Genomic DNA, 14,420 nt, shown 5'->3' with positions numbered 1-14,420 from the left:
ATGGCTCCTTCTGTGGTTCGTGCCGTTCGATGGCGGGGCTCTTCGGCGCCGCCGAGGCTCCGTGACTCCCGGGTGCGCGCCCCCGGGACACGGCCTGATGCGGCCCTACGCGCCCTGCGGCCGGATGACAGGTGCCGGGGCGTTGAGGAGGGCCAGCGCGGCGGCGAATCCCGGCGGGCACGGCACGTCCAGGACCGTCCAGCCGGCCGGGCGGTCCGGGCTCCCTGCGCTGCCGTCGCCCAGGTAGTCGGCGTCCAACGGCCGCCTGAGGCCGGTGCCCAGGCCCTTGAGATAGGCCTCCTTGCGCGCCCAGAGCCGCGCGAAGTACGTCGACTGGTCGGCGGGCGGGCGGGCCAGCAGTTCCCCGCGCTCCGCCGGGTGCAGCCGGCCGCCGCACAGCTCGACCGTCGATGCGCCGGGCAGGCGCTGCACATCCACGCCGATCACCCGGTCGGCGATCCCCAGCAGCGCCACTCCCCCGCTGTGCGAGAGGGAGAAGTGGACGGCGGGCGGGTGGTCGTCCAGCACGGGTCGGCCACCGGCCTCGCGACGCAGCACCACCCGCTCGGGGCGAACGCCGAGGCGTTCCCCGAGGAGATGGCGCAGCGCCACGTGCGCCGCAACATACGGGGCAGCACGCGCCGGTCGGCGGAAGGCGGCGGCACGCCGCCGTTCCGCGGCGTCCAGCACGGCAAGGTCCGCAGAGCCGGGCGGCCCCGAGGGGCGGACCAGCCACAGCTCCGCGTCCGTGCACCCCGGCGCGTGGATCCGCACCACGCTCGGCGCCGCACCGCCAGGCGGCATCGACAGGTGGGATGTCCTGTGCACGATCAGGGTCTCCTTGGGGCGCGGGGGGACACGCCTGATCAGATCGACAGGCCTCCGTCGATCTCCAGGACGGTTCCGGTGACGTACTGCGCCTCCGCGAGGTAGGCGACGGCTTCGGCGACCTCCTCGGGGGTGCCGAAGCGACGCAGGGAGACGCCCTGCACGGCCTTCTCCCGGAAGGAGTCGGACAGTCCGGACACCATGTCGGTGTCGATGAACCCGGGGGCGACCGCGTTCGCGCGGATGCCGTACCGCCCGGTCTCCTTGGACAGGGCCTTGGTGAACCCGATGATTCCGGCCTTGGACGCCGAATAGTTGGTCTGCGTCGCGTTGCCGTGCACACCGGCGACGGAGGAGATGTTGACGATGCAGCCGGACTTCCGCTTCATCATGCCGAACACGGCCGCCCGGGAGACGAGGAAGGTACCGGTGAGGTTGACGTCGATCACGTCACCCCAGTCCTCGTCCTTCATCATGACCAGGGGCGTGTCACGAACGATGCCGGCGGAGTTCACGACCAGGTCCAGCGGCCCGAGCTCCTCCTCGGTGTCCTGGACCCAGGAGCGGACCGCCGCGGCGTCGGTGACGCCGACCTGGCGGGACACCACGGTCGCGCCGAGCTCGGCGGCCTCCTTCTCAAGGCTTTGCACGGCTTCGGACGGGTTCTGGTAGCAGAACGCCACCCGGTATCCGTCGCGCGCGAGCCGCAGGACGACGGCGCGCCCGATGCCCCGCGAGCCACCGCTGACGAGGGCGGTCTTGCGAATTTCCTGGGCCATGTGGCAACTCCCGGAATGGTTCTCTCGTGGAACGAGCAGGAAAAACAAGACGGAAGGCCGCTGCTGGGCAGTGGCCTTCCGTCTTGTGGGGGAGAGAGGCGGTGCCGCACCACCTCCTCGGGTCCCGAGTTTCATGTTTCCCACGGATTCGGAAATGCACTGGCCCGAACCCTGGTAAACAGCTTCTTCACGGCGCCGCTTAAGTTCAATGCGGCACCGACTAAGTTTTCGCTATATGCGGGTCACGCGCCGTCGCGCAGCGGTTTCAGCGCCCGGGACCAGGCGACGACTTCGCCGAGCATGGTGGTGAGCGACTGCGCCTGGTGCGGGCCGGGGGTGAACTCGGCGGGCTCCGCCGGGTTGGTGGTCCTGAAATCGACGAACAGGGAGAGTGAGACCTGGGAGCGGACGGTGGCCACCTTCAGCTCGGACAGGATCAGGCGCAGGTGCTCCACGGCGCGGGCGCCGCCCTGCATCCCGTAGCTCACGAAGCCGGCCGCCTTGTCGTTCCACTCGGTGTAGATGAAGTCCAGCGCGTTCTTCAGCGCGCCGGGAATCGAGCGGTTGTACTCGGGGGTCACGAACACGAAACCGTCATAGCCCTTGATGGCCTCGGACCACGTACGGGTGTGCTCCTTGGTGTAACGGCCGAATGCCGGCGGATGCGGCTCGTCGAAGATCGGAAGGGAGAAGTCGGCGAGGTCGATGATCTCGAACTCGGCGTCCGGGACCTGTTCGGCACCGGCCTTGGCCACCCACTCGGCCACGGCCTGCCCTCTGCGTCCCGGGCGGGTGCTGCCCAGAATGATTCCGATCTTGGTCATGTGGTTCAGCCCTCTTCCACCCTTGACACCGGGGAACAGCGAACGGAAACGGAGTTAGGGTGCATGAATCGCCGCCGCGAATCGGTGACTCTTCTGCGACCCTGACCTCTATCTTCTTCGGTTCGGACGAGTGGCCTCAACCGCCCCTGCCACAGGGTTTCGTCCGCTTTGCAAGCTGCAAGAAACGGACTTCAGGAAAACGTCAGCCGACCTACAGAGGATTGTCAGGAACGGGGCCGGGGACGCAGGGTGAGGGCCGCTGTGAAGACGCCTTCCTGCTGCTGCACACCGCACACGCGCACGCGGACGTGGCCCGTGGCGCCGTCGACCTGGGGGTGCGCCTCGATCCAGCAGGGGCTGTCGAATTCGGCGTAGCGCGTGAAGTCGCTCTTCAGGCCGATCAGCAGGGCGTCGGACAGCCCCGTCGAGGCGAGGGCGGCCTGCCGGGCGGCCTCCAGCAGAACCATGCCCGGTACATGGTCCACCGGGTGGTCGAAGTAGGTCGGGTGGGCGGTGTCGACCCGCAGTTCCCAGCGGTTCCCGGCGCCCGGCTCGGGTCTGGCGAGGACGACGTGCCGGGGGCTGGCGTGGCCCACGAGGGCCGGGTCGATCGCGGGCGGTGCGTCGCGGGTGGCGGTGGTGGGGCGCCCTCCGCGCAGCCGCCGGTACACGCCCGGGTGCGTGCACCGGTAAGCCGCCCCGGCGTTGGCCAGCGCCCGGCCGTCCCGCACCACGGTGACGTCGTAGCGCATTCCCTGGAGCGAGCCGCCCCGGCGGACGATGTCACTGCAGGTCGTGCGCATGGCTATCTCGGTGGGGGCGGTGTCCGCGACGAAGAGTTCGGGTGCGGCCGCGAAGTACATGTCCGACATCAGGAACTGGTGGCCGAACGGCACCCCGAACTCGGCGTGGGCGAGCAGGGATCCGACCTGACGGACGGACTCGATCAGAAGCATGGGGTCCTGGTAACCACCGTCGGGCGCGAACAGCGCGTGGCTGCGCGGCCACTGCGCCCTGACCGCGAAGCCGTCCTGTTCCCCGGAGCCGGCCGAGGCGTCGGCTTCCCAGCCGGTCAACAGAACTTCCGACACTGCGGCTCGGTGGACGTACTCGCGTGGGACCGTGGTGGTGAGTCCGGACATGTGGACCAGATGCGACATACGGGAGATCTCCTGTCAGTTTCTAGGCAGGGGAGCTCAACCGAAGGTCGGCATCCCCCCTGCAGGCCGACGATCTGCCACCACAAGATACAGACAGGTCGGTCCATTTTTACAAGTAAAGATTGAACCAGCATCAGCGACGCCCCAAGGCCTCATCCGAGTGCACAAACCCGCCCATCTGACCCATGCCGCCCCAGAAAAACATGCGGAGCTGCACGATTGAGGACGTATGCGCCAACCGCCGCGCCACCCCTGCACCCCACTCGGTCGACCGGCCAGAGCTTGTCAACCGGCCCTATAACAAGGGAATTTGCAGCTCACAGCCATGCCATCAGGGTGTCGCCGGCACCCCTCCCAGGTGCCTGGAGAGAACGTTGACAATCAGACAAGTCTGTTTGGTATCTTCGATGCATGAGCTTCGAGCAGCCCGATACAAACGTGGCTGCGCCTGAGGAGGGGGAACATGAACCTGCAGGCAGTGGATCTACTGGGACCCAGATCGGAGCGCCATCAGTCGAACCGTCCGGCGGTCGCCCCGGCCCCGCCGACGTTCGCCCCGCAGGCCACGGGCTCGGAAGGTCCCCTGCGCGTCCTGGTCGTCGAGACCGACGCCCGGGCCGCCGACACGCTCCTCAAGGGTCTGGTGAGGCAGGGTTACGGGACCAGGAGCGTGGCCACCGGCGCCGAGGCGCTCCGGGATCACCGCGACTCCGACCTGCTCCTGCTCGACCTCGACCTGCCGGACCTGGACGGCCTTGAGGTGTGCCGGGCCATCAGAGCGGTCAGCGACATCCCGATCATCACCATCACCGCACGCGGCTCCGAGCTGGACCGGGTGCTCGGCCTGCAGGCGGGCTCGGACGACTATCTGGTCAAGCCGTACGGCTTCCGCGAGCTGCTGGCCCGTATCGAGGCGGTTATGCGGCGGGTGCGTTCGCAGCCGGCCGCCGCCCCGCAGGTCATCCACCACGGATCGCTGCGCATCGACGCAGGCGCCCGGATCGCCACGGTGGACGGGGAGCCGGTGGACCTCACCCGCAAGGAGTTCGACCTGCTGCACCTGCTGGCCTCGCAGCCCGGCACCGTCATCCCGCGGCGCCAGATCATGGCCCAGGTCTGGGACGATGCCTGGTCTCCGAACGGCCGCACCGTGGACACTCACGTCAGCACCCTGCGGGGCAAGCTCGGCTCCAGCAAGTGGATCAACACCGTGCGGGGCGTCGGCTTCCGGCTCGGGCACCCATAGGACACCCAGGCGTCCCTGGAACCGCTGCACAAGACCCCGGTACGACCACTGGGCGCAACTGCCGCGCGCCCAGAGGGCTGACGTGCCGCCCCTCGACAGTTAACATACAGACAAGTCTGTTAAGAGTCGAGGTAAGGATCTGTCATGGCTCAACAGGAACGCGGAAAGCGGTCGCGACGGTCGATCCTCGAGGCCGCCGCTCAGGTGTTCGACGAGCGCGGCTATGACGCTGCCAGCACCAACGAGATCCTGGCCCGGACGGGGCTCACCCGCGGCTCGCTGTACCACCACTTCCCCTCCAAGGAGGCCATCGCCGCGGCTCTGCTGGAGGCGCACGGCGAGGCACTGGAGGTGCCGGAGCAACCACTGAGGCTCCAGGCCGTGATCGATCTGACCCTGGGGTTCGCCCAGCGGCTCCAGCACGACTCGGTACTCCGCGCGAGCGTGCGCCTGGCGGTCGAGCAGACCTCGTTGTCCGTCCCGCCGGAAACCGCGTACGAACAGTCCACCAGCACGATCGCCGAACTGCTGAAACAGGGCGTCGAGCGGGGCGAGATCCTGCCGGGCGTGAACGTGCAGGAGGCCGCGGCCACCATCGTGGGTGCCTTCACCGGCCTCCAGATCATGTCCCGCGCCTACACCAAGCGGGAGGACCTACCCGAGCGGGTGGCCGTGTTCTGGCGTTTCCTGCTGCCCGGCCTGGCCACCCCCGGCATGATCAGCCGCCTGCGCACCACCCTGCCGCCGGCCGCCACCACGGCATGAGGCGGGCCTGAGGCCGGCGGCCTCGGGCCCGGCCCCCAGGCGGGCTTCAGGCCCGCCTTTCGCGGGCCGTACGGAACAGCGGACGCAGCAACTCCCACAGCCGCTGCGAGGTCTTGACCTCCCACCAGGCCGGGTCCGCATGCCCCAAGGACTCGATCCCGGCGGCCACCACCACGGTAAGGTCCGCCAGATCCTCCGCGGAGGGGACGACCGCCCCCTCGTGCGCCTCCGCCACCCGCTGATTCACCAGGGTCAGCAGTTCATCGCGCAGGGACGGCCGGCCGTCCGTCCCGTCCGCCGCCAGCTGCATGCCCGCACGAACGGTCTTCTCGGTGCGCATCGCCGCGCCGAGGGCGACGAAGAACCGCTCCGGCGCGTCCGTCGGCGGCCCCTCGAACGCTTCCTCCATCAGCGCCACGACCCGGCTGCGCGCCTGGTCGTAGACGGCGGCCGTCAGTTCCGTCGTCGAGGCGAAGTGGTGGTAGAGAGCTCCCCGGCTCACGCCCGCCCTACGGCAGATATTGACCAGACCCGCGTCGGAGACCCGACCTTCTGCTATCAGCTCGGCCGTCGCGCGGACGAGAACCTGACGGGTCTGTGCGGACCGTGTATACATCGGGCTGCACCGCTCCTTCTTGGCATGAGCACTACACATCACCCCGTTGTGGTGCCGTAGATCACATCGGCTCGATTGAAATCATACAACCACGCCTGTTTCTTTTACACCCAGGGGGCGGAGTCTTGCTTGCAACGGTCCGGCACTCCCGCAACTTCCAGCAAAATCAGTCGACTTATCGGAACATTTGACCCTCGCGGCCAAGCCGAGTGCAGCGGAGGGTGTAGACAATCAGACAGGTCTGTTTGTTATGTTGGGTCGGAGGCATGGCGCAGGCAAAGTGCGGAGGAGCCCGATGAGCAGCACGACTGCCCCCGTGGTGGGCAACGGATTCACCGAAGTCCTGCACGAAGGACTGGTCCGCGCGGCGGCACGGATGTCCCTGCGCTCGCGGCCCGGCACCGGAACCGCCGCCTTCACCGCCCTTCTCCCGGTGGCCTCCCCGACTCTGGGGACCTGGGAGGCCGAGGCCGTCCTGGACCGGTTCGCCGCCCGGCTGCCCGGTGTCCTCGCCCCGGCCGAGGCGGAGGTGCCCGAACTGCACGCGGCGCTACGGAAGTTCGGCCGCGCCGCCCTGGCCCGCGCCTGTGCCCGGGACGGGGCGGGCGGCCCGCGGCCCACCCCGATCACCCCGCCATCGGCCTCGCCGCACCAGGTGGTCGCCGCGGCGGCCCTGCTGTTGGAGTGCACACTTCTGCACGTACTGGAGAACGGCATAGCGCACAACGAGACCGGTCTGCTGCGTGCTGCGGCCGTGGCGCGGCGGCTCGGCGAGTGCCTGCAGGAGACCGCCGAGGAGGTGTGGTCCGGTGACGACGGATGGAACGAGCGCCGTCGAGTGGCCCGGCAGCTGCACGACGAGCTGGGGGGCGCGCTCTCCGACACCCGGCTTCATCTTGACGCCGCGATCCGCGATCCCGGCGGCCGCGACGCCCATCTCACCGCCGCCGCCAGGTCGTTGGCCGAGGCCGAACGGGAGAACCGAGCGCTGATCGGCGGGGCGCGACGCGGGTGCGACCTGCCGCCGCTGCGGGAGGCCCTGGAGGGCTTCCTCTCCGGGCTGCGCGCCCGGGACGGCGTTGCGGGCTCCCGCGTCCGGACCTCCGTCCAGGTCATCGGGGACGAGCGCGTCCTCACCGAACGGTGCCGGGTGGAAATCTACTTCGCGCTGCGTGAGGCACTGCGCGACCGCGTGACACGCTCCGGCGCGCAGCACGTGGCTGCCGTCGTCCGCGTCAACCGGCGCTGGCTGCACGCGAAGGTGACCGACGACGGGCACCGGGCCGCGGCGCACGTGGTCGAGAACCTGCGCTTCCTCACCGAGCGGGTCGAGGACCTCGGCGGCCGCACGGACATCGCCGCCGGTGGCGGGTCCGGCACCGTGGTGGAGATCCACCTCCCGGTGCACAGCCACTGAGCCCCCGGCACACGAGTGGCCGTCAGGATCCCGACGAGAGGCGACCGGTACCCGGCCCGGCCACGCCGGCGCCGCAACCGTACGCCCGTGACGTACGCTCGACCGTCCGGCTCCGGCCCCTCAAGGCCGTCGACGCGGTCGACGCCGCTCGTACCGACAAGGTGACGCCGGGTCGGGTCAGGGCCGTCGCGCGGCCGGGGCGGCACCGCGGAGGACCTGACCGTGCACAGCCGTCCGGCCGCCCCCCGTGGACCGCACCCGCCACGCAGCCGCCCTCGAGCTCCCCGGATTCCGCCGGCTCACGCCCCGTGCCGGCAACCGGCGTCGGGCGGCCGTTGCCCGCGGCCTGGGCCGCCCTGCTCACTGCCGGGCAGGACGCAGCTGCTCCCGGTACCACGGCGCGTACCGCGCGAAGGACTCCGCGAAAGGCGGCCCAGGTACCTCGGCCAGATCCGACCAGAGCTGTTCCCCGTCGAACCAGTGGTCGGAGGTGAGCATGCCGAGCGCGTGCCGGGAGCGCGGGTCGTCGGAGAGCAGGTCGCGCGCCTGACGTATCGTCAGTTCTCGTGGCGGCCATGCCAGCCCAGCACAGTCGGCCACCGCCCGCAGCAGGTCGCGAGCGGTCACCGGCTCCGGATGGGCGCAGTGGTAGACGCTCGCGGTCAGGTTGTGCAGCGGGGCGAGGCTCGCCCCGACCGCCAGGCGCGCCAAGTCGTGCACGGACACCAGCGAGAGCCGTGCGGGCCAGCCCTCGACCGTTCCGGGCAGTGCCTGCAGAACACCGGCCAGCCCCGACACCAGCCAGGTGTCGCCCGGGCCGTGGACGAAGTGCGGGCGGAGCACGATCCCGCCTGCGGCGAGCACGGCGTCCTCGGCCACGGCCCGGGTCGCCGAGGTCGGCGATTCCGGGTTGCGGACCAGGTCCTCCGGGCGGGCCCGGCGGTAATCGCCCCGCCCGTACACGGAGGCCGTGCTGATCTGGACGATACGGGACACCCCGGCCCGGCGGGCTTCGGCGACCAGGGCCTGCGTGCCCCGGGCGTTGACTGTCTCATTGGTCTCGGGGGTGCCACCGATCTGCGCGGCACAGTGCAGCAGCACCTCCACCCCCTCGCACACCCCGCGCAGCGAGGGAGGGTCGGCCAGGTCGGCCCGGACGGACAGGGCGGGCCGGCCGGTCACCGGTGATCGCCCGGCGGTCGCCTCACCGTCGGAGCCGGGCAGCGGCCTGCGATGGGACATCAGCCGGAGGTCCATGCCCTGGCGGGCGGCCTCGCGGGTGACCTGACGGCCGATGAATCCGGCCGCGCCGGTGATCAGAACGGTGGTTGGCACGAGGTTCCCTCTTCGGGCGGTCGGGGTCGGGTCAGCAGGTGCAGCGCAGAGGACCAGGTCTGCCGTGAGGACGGCCTCAGCCTGCTCGATGCCGTGGACTCGGACGACGATGCCGCCGGTGGCATCGGCCTGCGGCGCGGGCCTCGGTCCGGCAGGGAGTGTCCGGTTCGGCATGGCGCAGCAGAGCTACGGCACGTCGTTCACGGTGGGGACGAGCACGGCGCCGCTCCGGCGGACAGGCTCGATGAGCAGCAGCGGGTCCTGCTGTCCCCCGGCCTGGGGAAAGCAGCGGGGCCGCCAGGCCCGGACAGCCAAAGCGGTGAGGCGGCGGGCGACTGCCGACGCAGCGACGCGACCCGGCTGCTTCGGCGAAACTGAGGGACGACATCCGAGGGACTCCCGATTCCGTTTCAGGATCGTTCTTGCTCGATCTTCGGCCGCGCAACGTCCCGCCCGCCCGCCCGAACTGGAAGATGCTCGCGGAGGTCGTCAGCGTGATCGCTCCGTGCTCAGCCCTTCACGGATGCGCCACCGAAGGTGATCGACGGTGTAGGAGGCCCAGGTCCCCGGGGAGCCCGAGCCTTCGTGGAGGCGCAGACAGCTCTCGGCTTCTTCGCCCACCGAGCAGTCCGGCCAAAGGATGGGGAACGACCAACTGCCATCCGCTCGTGTGGTCTTCTGCACCCTCAGATCTTCCAGCACCAATGTGCTCCGCACGGAGCACCGCTGCGCCGGCGCACCCGCCCCGCGCGGCCCGCGTTGCCGCGGTCACGTAGGTGCGGGTGCCCGTGTGAGGCACTGCGGCGCGTCAGCCGAAGTCGTTCGTGCCGGGCGTGGGGCGGGTGCCGATGGTCTCGTCGTATGTCGGCATGTTCGTGCCGTACGAGGTGCGCGGGTCCAGTGGTCCGTCGCCGGACGGGCGGCCCCCCGGGTCGAAGCCCGGGGCGGCGTCCGGGTGCCGGACGGGGTGCTGCTCGCCCCCGCGCGGGCGAAGCACCGCGGGCATCACACCGGGAGTGGCCTGCGTCGCGGTGTCCGTGCCCATCTTCTCGAAGTCCTGGGAGACCCGCTCGTCGTTCCACTCGTGGCCGTCCGCCGACGACCTGAGATTGTCCCCACCGGCTTGGATACGGGCGTGCAGACCGTCGAGCGCGGGCTTCCAGCTGGTGGCGATCTCCGCCAGGGCGGGTCCGATCGACCAGCCCGTGAGCGAGCCGCCCGCCGTCCCTGCCTCCTTGACCGCCTTGTCGGCGGGGTCCTTCATGGTCCGGGCTATGCCGTCGCAGGCTCCGGCGGAGGCGCGGAGTTCAGCCGGGTCGACATCGGTGCGCTGGGACACGTGCGGTTCCTCTCAGTTCCTTGTGGCCGTTAGAACTGCTGCTGCTTCACTCCGGGCGGGAGCATGCACGGGGTGCGTACGGCGAAAGAGAGTTCCTGTGGCTCCTTCTTGCCCGAACCGACGGTGTCGGCCGTGACCACATAGGAGTTCTTCTTGTTGCGGGCTCTGAACACCGCCGACGTATAAGCGTTCTTGAACTCCCGGTATGAGGTGACCTCGTACCCTTGCCGAGAGAGTTCCCGGCGGAGCATCCGCACGACGCGTGTGTGCTCCGTCACAGGGGCCGGGGAGTTGACGTAGTAGAAGAGGCTGTACCGGCCGTCCTCGGCGACCTCGTCGTTCTCACCGACGCACGCCTCGAAATTCACCTTGGCCGTCGAGGGGGTGAGTTCGACATCGGTGAGCCGGGCCATGTACGCGGTGTGGTCCTTGGCCCATTTCAGCGCGGCGTCCTTCTCCATGCGGGGCAGCGGAGCGTTGCGGTCGTCGCTCTGGGACATACAGCCTCCCGTCAGGAGCAGGACCGAGGAGGCGGCGAGTACCGTACGGAGAAGGGAGTTACAGGCCGAGGGTGATGTCCACCTCCGGCGGCTCGTCACCGCCCTCCTTCGGAACCTCCGCCGGCTGCTCGCCCGCGATGACTCTTCCCTGGTTCTCGAGAGAGTCGCTGCCCTCGTCGGCCCGGTGACCTGCCGACGGTGGCGGTCGCTGAGGGGGGCCATGGTCGTCGACAGATTGCGCCGGCCCTTGGCAGCGGCTTCCGGGTCGGAGAAGTCCTGCTTCATCAGCCGGGGGAATTCAGAAGCCACGTCGGCTCCCGATCGGCCGGTCCAAGTGCCCTTCAGAGCATGGCAAGTCCACCCAAGTGGACATAAGGCAACCCCCGTTGCTCCTGCTCACTCATGAGTTCGAGGCGCACAGCCTAGCCGACGACTTCACCACCGGAGCATTCCCCAACTCTGCCCGCTCGCCGACGGTTTCGACCGATGGGGGCCGAAGCAGCCGTGCCATGCCGCCGTGTCCGAACGACTTCATGTTCGGACACCGTCACTTCGAACCCCAGCACGGAGCCGACCGCCTCCGCGGTCTCAGCCGTGCACCGACGCGTCCTGTTCGGCACGCTCGCGGTCCAGTTCCGCCGGCGGTCACGGGTCGGGCACGCCTGTCCGAGCGTGAGGGTGGTTACGTCCGTGAGGGCGCGGTCAGCGCGGTGACAGGCGGCGATGACGTCATCCGAACTCGCTTCGAGCCCAGTCGTCCGTGCTCTCCGAGGTGTTGGAGGAGCTGGAGCGCGCCGCGGAGGCGGTGGCTACGGCTCTGTGGGACGCCTGCACGGTGCCCGAGGAGCCGGAACCCTCCGTGGAGGTCGAGCCGGAACCGTCCACGGAGGCGCCGGATTCGTCGCCGCCGGACGCCTGCGCCGTATGGGCACCGTGTCCGGCCAGAGCGTCGACACCTCGCTGTACGCGGTCCCCGACACCCCGCCGGCCTTCTCCGTCGCGCTGTTCACGGCGTTGTCCACGTGCCCGGACACATCGGTGTAGTCGGCGAAGGTCGACCCCTCTCCCCCGGTGACCTCGTTCTTGAGACCGTCCACGTACTCACCGGCCGCCGTCCTGGCGACGCCCGCCGTCTCCCCGAGGTCGATGCCGGAGCGCGCGTCGAAGTAGGTCTCGATGCTCTGCCGGCCGATGTCCTGCGCCATTCCGATGGCGGCCTCTTTGGCCTTGTCCTTGGCGGCGTCGACCACCTTCTCCTGGACGAACTGCTTGGCCTGCTGCCTGATCTGGTCCTTGGCGAACTGCTTGACCTTCTCCTTGGTGATCTTCTCGAGCTGCTCCTTGGCGATCTTCTTGAGGGCGTCCATGGAGGCGTGCTCCATGGCCTTGGTGATCGCCTCCATCACCTCCCTCTTGAGCTTGTCCAGCAGCTCCCGGACGATCACGCGCGTGGCCTGCGTCGCGCCGAGCCCGCCGATCTCGGACAGTCCGAAGGTGAAGGGTGCCGACGCCTGCGCCGCGATGATCTCCAAGGCGAGGGCGACGAGCTGCGCGATCACGGACAGCTTTGCCGTGAGGACCGCCACCGCCGCTGCGTCGAAGGCGAGAGCGATCACCTCGCACGCGGTCTTCGCGTCGGGGAGGTATCTGTCCTCGCCGTTCGCGCCGGTGTAGGCGCCCCAGGTCTTGCTGAAGCCGTCGACGGCCGTGCCGGCGTTGGCGGCGACGACGGTGCGGGCGAAGCCTTCGCCCTGCGTCTCGATGTCGTCGAGCGCCCTGCCGAAACTACGCCAGGCCTCGGCGACCTCGTGCAGTGCCTCTTCGTCGGCCTCGGGCCAGCTGTAGCCGAGGAGGTCGAGCACCCAGACGAGCTCGCCGGGCAGTGTGAGCGACATGCGAATAGCCCCGTATTTGATTAGATGTGGCCGGAAATTCCGTTCAGCAGGTCGCTGTTCGACGCGTCCGATCCATCGTAGTCACGTGCCATGCCCTGGAGGTTGTGACCGATCTGCTGGAGCCTTTTCGCAAGACTGTCCATCGATGTGAGGATTCCGTCGCGAATCGGGGCGTAGACCTGGCCGAAGAGTTCCCCGAAGTCCGCGTCATCCCAGGGCTCCCCCAATCCTTCGAGGGTGTCCTGAAGCCCTTTGGCGGCTTTCGAGAAATCACCTCCGAGGTCGACGAAGTTCTGCCCCTGCTCGCGGAGCACGGCCGTTTCAACGTCAAAGGTGTCGAACTCCATCGCTCTCCCCCGGACTCCCCGTTGCTGCAGTTCGTATTGCAGGACAAGCCGATACCTTAGACTCCTCGCGCACGACCCAGCCAGCCCGTCAGTCAAGAGATCGTCAAGTCGCCCGGGGGGGACCAACAGTGCTGACAGCACAGCCGCGTTACAGCAGTACAGGGAGCCTGTGGGCGGGAAGACTCCTCGGCGCGGGACTGCTTGTCGTGGCGGCGGTCGTCGCCGCGTCGACCATTCCGGAACTGCGCAGCGAACTCGCCGGCGAAGGCACCGACGGAACCCTCACCGTTTCTTCATGTGAAGCACACACGAAGACCCACTACGGCACGCACAGGCGTACCACGGAACTGAAGTTCAGCTGCACCGGAACCTGGACCGCAGAACACGGTGGGGCGACCTACCAGGACGTGGCCGTGCAGACTTCTTCGCGTTTCGAGACCGGGACGAAAATCCCCGTTGTACAAGTGGACGACACCTTCGAGCAGCCGCGGGACCGGGACCCCGGAAAAGACGCCGCGATTCTCGCGTTCTGCCTCTCCTTGCTGGCATTCGGCAGCTACTGCCTCCTCACCGGCTTCGGTACACGCAACGGCCCCGGTTTCACGGCCTCCTGGCAACGCCTGCCGGCCTCCGCCGTCACCGGCCCCGTCCTGGGTGGCGTCTTCGCCCTGGGCGTCCTGGCAGCGCTCGTATGCTCACTCGCTCTGTGACGCCCGCATCCCCATCCTGAGGAACCCACATGACCCAAGTGCGCGGGAACGCCGCGACGAATGCCGCCGCATCCGGAGACCGGGCGCGTACGGGCCGCCTCATCGGCGCGGGCCTGGTCCTTGTCGGCCTCGTCCTTCTGGCCCTCGGCGCCTTCCTCGGCCCCTACACCTACGCCACGTCCACACCGGGCAAGCTCACCGTCGAGACCTGCACCGTCGACTACAAGTACCGTGGTACGTCGAGCAGTTCGCGGAAGAAGACCAGGACCAGGTGGTGCTACGGCACCTTCACCGCCGACGACGGCAGCGTCAAGGACCTCAACGCCGAACTCAAGAGCGACGCCCTGTACCAGCGCGGCCATGTCCTCCAGGCCCGCAAGACCGGCGACACCTCCTACAAAATGGACCACGGCTGGGTCGGCGCCATCGCTGTCGGCTGCGCATGGTGGTTCGGCGCCCTGATCCCCCTCGCCGTCGGCCTCCTCGGCACCCTCACCGGCTTCTCCTCCAGGCAGCCGGCGAGCCAGGCCCTGCTGCGCAGCACCGTCGTACTGGTCGCGGTGGGCGTTGTCGGGTTCGCCATCAGTCTGCTGGTGGTGTTCTTCACATGACGGAGACCCCGCGCGCGTCCGTCACCCACCTGACCTGCTGAGGCGGGG

The 14,420-nt window shown here is 69.0% G+C and carries 15 protein-coding genes; 5 read left to right on the top strand and 10 right to left on the bottom strand.

Annotated features, from left to right (window positions below; all coding sequences use genetic code 11):
- Positions 1-105: 105 nt before the first annotated feature.
- The 4 genes from C3488_RS28035 to C3488_RS28020 all read right to left on the bottom strand — a co-directional run bounded on the left by C3488_RS28035 (position 106) and on the right by C3488_RS28020 (position 3,591).
- Entirely contained in the window at positions 106-828 is a 723-nt protein-coding gene (locus tag C3488_RS28035) for a 4'-phosphopantetheinyl transferase superfamily protein (RefSeq protein ID WP_258053699.1), read from the bottom strand.
- A 38-nt stretch (positions 829-866) separates the two neighbouring features.
- Complete coding sequence (gene fabG, locus C3488_RS28030) at positions 867-1,607, bottom strand: 3-oxoacyl-ACP reductase FabG (RefSeq protein ID WP_103843712.1); 741 nt, start codon at positions 1,605-1,607, stop codon at positions 867-869.
- Positions 1,608-1,849: 242 nt separating this feature from the next.
- Entirely contained in the window at positions 1,850-2,431 is a 582-nt protein-coding gene (locus C3488_RS28025; RefSeq protein ID WP_103843711.1) for an NADPH-dependent FMN reductase, read from the bottom strand.
- 224 nt (positions 2,432-2,655) lie between these two features.
- The gene (locus tag C3488_RS28020; RefSeq protein WP_103843710.1) at positions 2,656-3,591 is read right to left on the bottom strand and encodes a ScbA/BarX family gamma-butyrolactone biosynthesis protein; all 936 of its coding nucleotides are present in this window, start codon (positions 3,589-3,591) and stop codon (positions 2,656-2,658) included.
- A 463-nt stretch (positions 3,592-4,054) separates the two neighbouring features.
- Here C3488_RS28020 and C3488_RS28015 point away from each other — a divergent pair, with 463 nt between their 5' ends.
- Together C3488_RS28015 and C3488_RS28010 are read left to right on the top strand one after the other, a co-directional pair.
- Complete coding sequence (locus C3488_RS28015; RefSeq protein WP_103843709.1) at positions 4,055-4,837, top strand: response regulator transcription factor; 783 nt, start codon at positions 4,055-4,057, stop codon at positions 4,835-4,837.
- Positions 4,838-4,981: 144 nt separating this feature from the next.
- Positions 4,982-5,602 carry a ScbR family autoregulator-binding transcription factor gene (locus C3488_RS28010; RefSeq protein ID WP_103843708.1) on the top strand — a complete coding sequence of 207 codons (621 nt, stop codon included), beginning with the start codon at positions 4,982-4,984 and terminating at the stop codon, positions 5,600-5,602.
- A gap of 46 nt (positions 5,603-5,648) precedes the next feature.
- Here C3488_RS28010 and C3488_RS28005 read toward each other — a convergent pair whose 3' ends face one another.
- Positions 5,649-6,218 (bottom strand): TetR/AcrR family transcriptional regulator, encoded by a 570-nt coding sequence (locus C3488_RS28005; RefSeq protein ID WP_103843707.1) that lies wholly within the window; start codon positions 6,216-6,218, stop codon positions 5,649-5,651.
- Between the two features lie 295 nt (positions 6,219-6,513).
- Here C3488_RS28005 and C3488_RS28000 point away from each other — a divergent pair, with 295 nt between their 5' ends.
- Positions 6,514-7,635, top strand: coding sequence for a sensor histidine kinase (locus C3488_RS28000; RefSeq protein WP_103843706.1), 1,122 nt, complete (start codon positions 6,514-6,516; stop codon positions 7,633-7,635).
- Positions 7,636-7,995: 360 nt separating this feature from the next.
- Here the strand turns inward: C3488_RS28000 and C3488_RS27995 are convergent, their stop codons facing one another.
- From C3488_RS27995 to C3488_RS27975, 5 genes are all read right to left on the bottom strand, one after another.
- Complete coding sequence (locus C3488_RS27995; protein WP_103843705.1) at positions 7,996-8,970, bottom strand: NAD(P)-dependent oxidoreductase; 975 nt, start codon at positions 8,968-8,970, stop codon at positions 7,996-7,998.
- An 808-nt stretch (positions 8,971-9,778) separates the two neighbouring features.
- Positions 9,779-10,309, bottom strand: a complete 531-nt coding sequence (locus C3488_RS27990; protein ID WP_103843704.1) for a WXG100 family type VII secretion target — start codon at positions 10,307-10,309, stop codon at positions 9,779-9,781.
- A 29-nt stretch (positions 10,310-10,338) separates the two neighbouring features.
- On the bottom strand, positions 10,339-10,809 hold the full coding sequence (locus tag C3488_RS27985) for a hypothetical protein (protein WP_103843703.1): 471 nt from the start codon (positions 10,807-10,809) through the stop codon (positions 10,339-10,341).
- 809 nt (positions 10,810-11,618) lie between these two features.
- The gene (locus tag C3488_RS27980; RefSeq protein WP_103843702.1) at positions 11,619-12,704 is read right to left on the bottom strand and encodes a PE-PGRS family protein; all 1,086 of its coding nucleotides are present in this window, start codon (positions 12,702-12,704) and stop codon (positions 11,619-11,621) included.
- Between the two features lie 20 nt (positions 12,705-12,724).
- The gene (locus C3488_RS27975) at positions 12,725-13,051 is read right to left on the bottom strand and encodes a hypothetical protein (RefSeq protein WP_103843701.1); all 327 of its coding nucleotides are present in this window, start codon (positions 13,049-13,051) and stop codon (positions 12,725-12,727) included.
- A gap of 128 nt (positions 13,052-13,179) precedes the next feature.
- Between C3488_RS27975 and C3488_RS27970 the strand changes: the two genes are divergently transcribed.
- On the top strand, positions 13,180-13,761 hold the full coding sequence (locus C3488_RS27970; protein ID WP_146067933.1) for a hypothetical protein: 582 nt from the start codon (positions 13,180-13,182) through the stop codon (positions 13,759-13,761).
- Positions 13,762-13,790: 29 nt separating this feature from the next.
- Positions 13,791-14,372, top strand: coding sequence for a hypothetical protein (locus tag C3488_RS27965; RefSeq protein WP_103843699.1), 582 nt, complete (start codon positions 13,791-13,793; stop codon positions 14,370-14,372).
- Positions 14,373-14,420: the final 48 nt, after the last annotated feature.

It is taken from the genome of Streptomyces sp. Ru72 (assembly GCF_002920635.1).
Classification (GTDB): Bacteria; Actinomycetota; Actinomycetes; order Streptomycetales; family Streptomycetaceae; genus Streptomyces.
Note: the sequence above shows the minus strand (reverse complement) of the source record. Positions and strands in the feature narration are given on the sequence as shown.

Bases quoted from the DNA above. Each gene is read 5' to 3' on its own strand.
- C3488_RS28020 (WP_103843710.1), bottom strand. From the start codon at position 3,591: ATGTCGCATCTGGTCCACATGTCCGGACTCACCACCACGGTCCCACGC.
- C3488_RS28025 (WP_103843711.1), bottom strand. From the start codon at position 2,431: ATGACCAAGATCGGAATCATTCTGGGCAGCACCCGCCCGGGACGCAGA.
- C3488_RS27975 (WP_103843701.1), bottom strand. From the start codon at position 13,051: ATGGAGTTCGACACCTTTGACGTTGAAACGGCCGTGCTCCGCGAGCAG.
- C3488_RS27980 (WP_103843702.1), bottom strand. From the start codon at position 12,704: ATGTCGCTCACACTGCCCGGCGAGCTCGTCTGGGTGCTCGACCTCCTC.
- C3488_RS28015 (WP_103843709.1), top strand. From the start codon at position 4,055: ATGAACCTGCAGGCAGTGGATCTACTGGGACCCAGATCGGAGCGCCAT.
- fabG (WP_103843712.1), bottom strand. From the start codon at position 1,607: ATGGCCCAGGAAATTCGCAAGACCGCCCTCGTCAGCGGTGGCTCGCGG.
- C3488_RS27985 (WP_103843703.1), bottom strand. From the start codon at position 10,809: ATGTCCCAGAGCGACGACCGCAACGCTCCGCTGCCCCGCATGGAGAAG.
- C3488_RS28000 (WP_103843706.1), top strand. From the start codon at position 6,514: ATGAGCAGCACGACTGCCCCCGTGGTGGGCAACGGATTCACCGAAGTC.
- C3488_RS27965 (WP_103843699.1), top strand. From the start codon at position 13,791: ATGACCCAAGTGCGCGGGAACGCCGCGACGAATGCCGCCGCATCCGGA.
- C3488_RS28005 (WP_103843707.1), bottom strand. From the start codon at position 6,218: ATGTATACACGGTCCGCACAGACCCGTCAGGTTCTCGTCCGCGCGACG.
- C3488_RS28010 (WP_103843708.1), top strand. From the start codon at position 4,982: ATGGCTCAACAGGAACGCGGAAAGCGGTCGCGACGGTCGATCCTCGAG.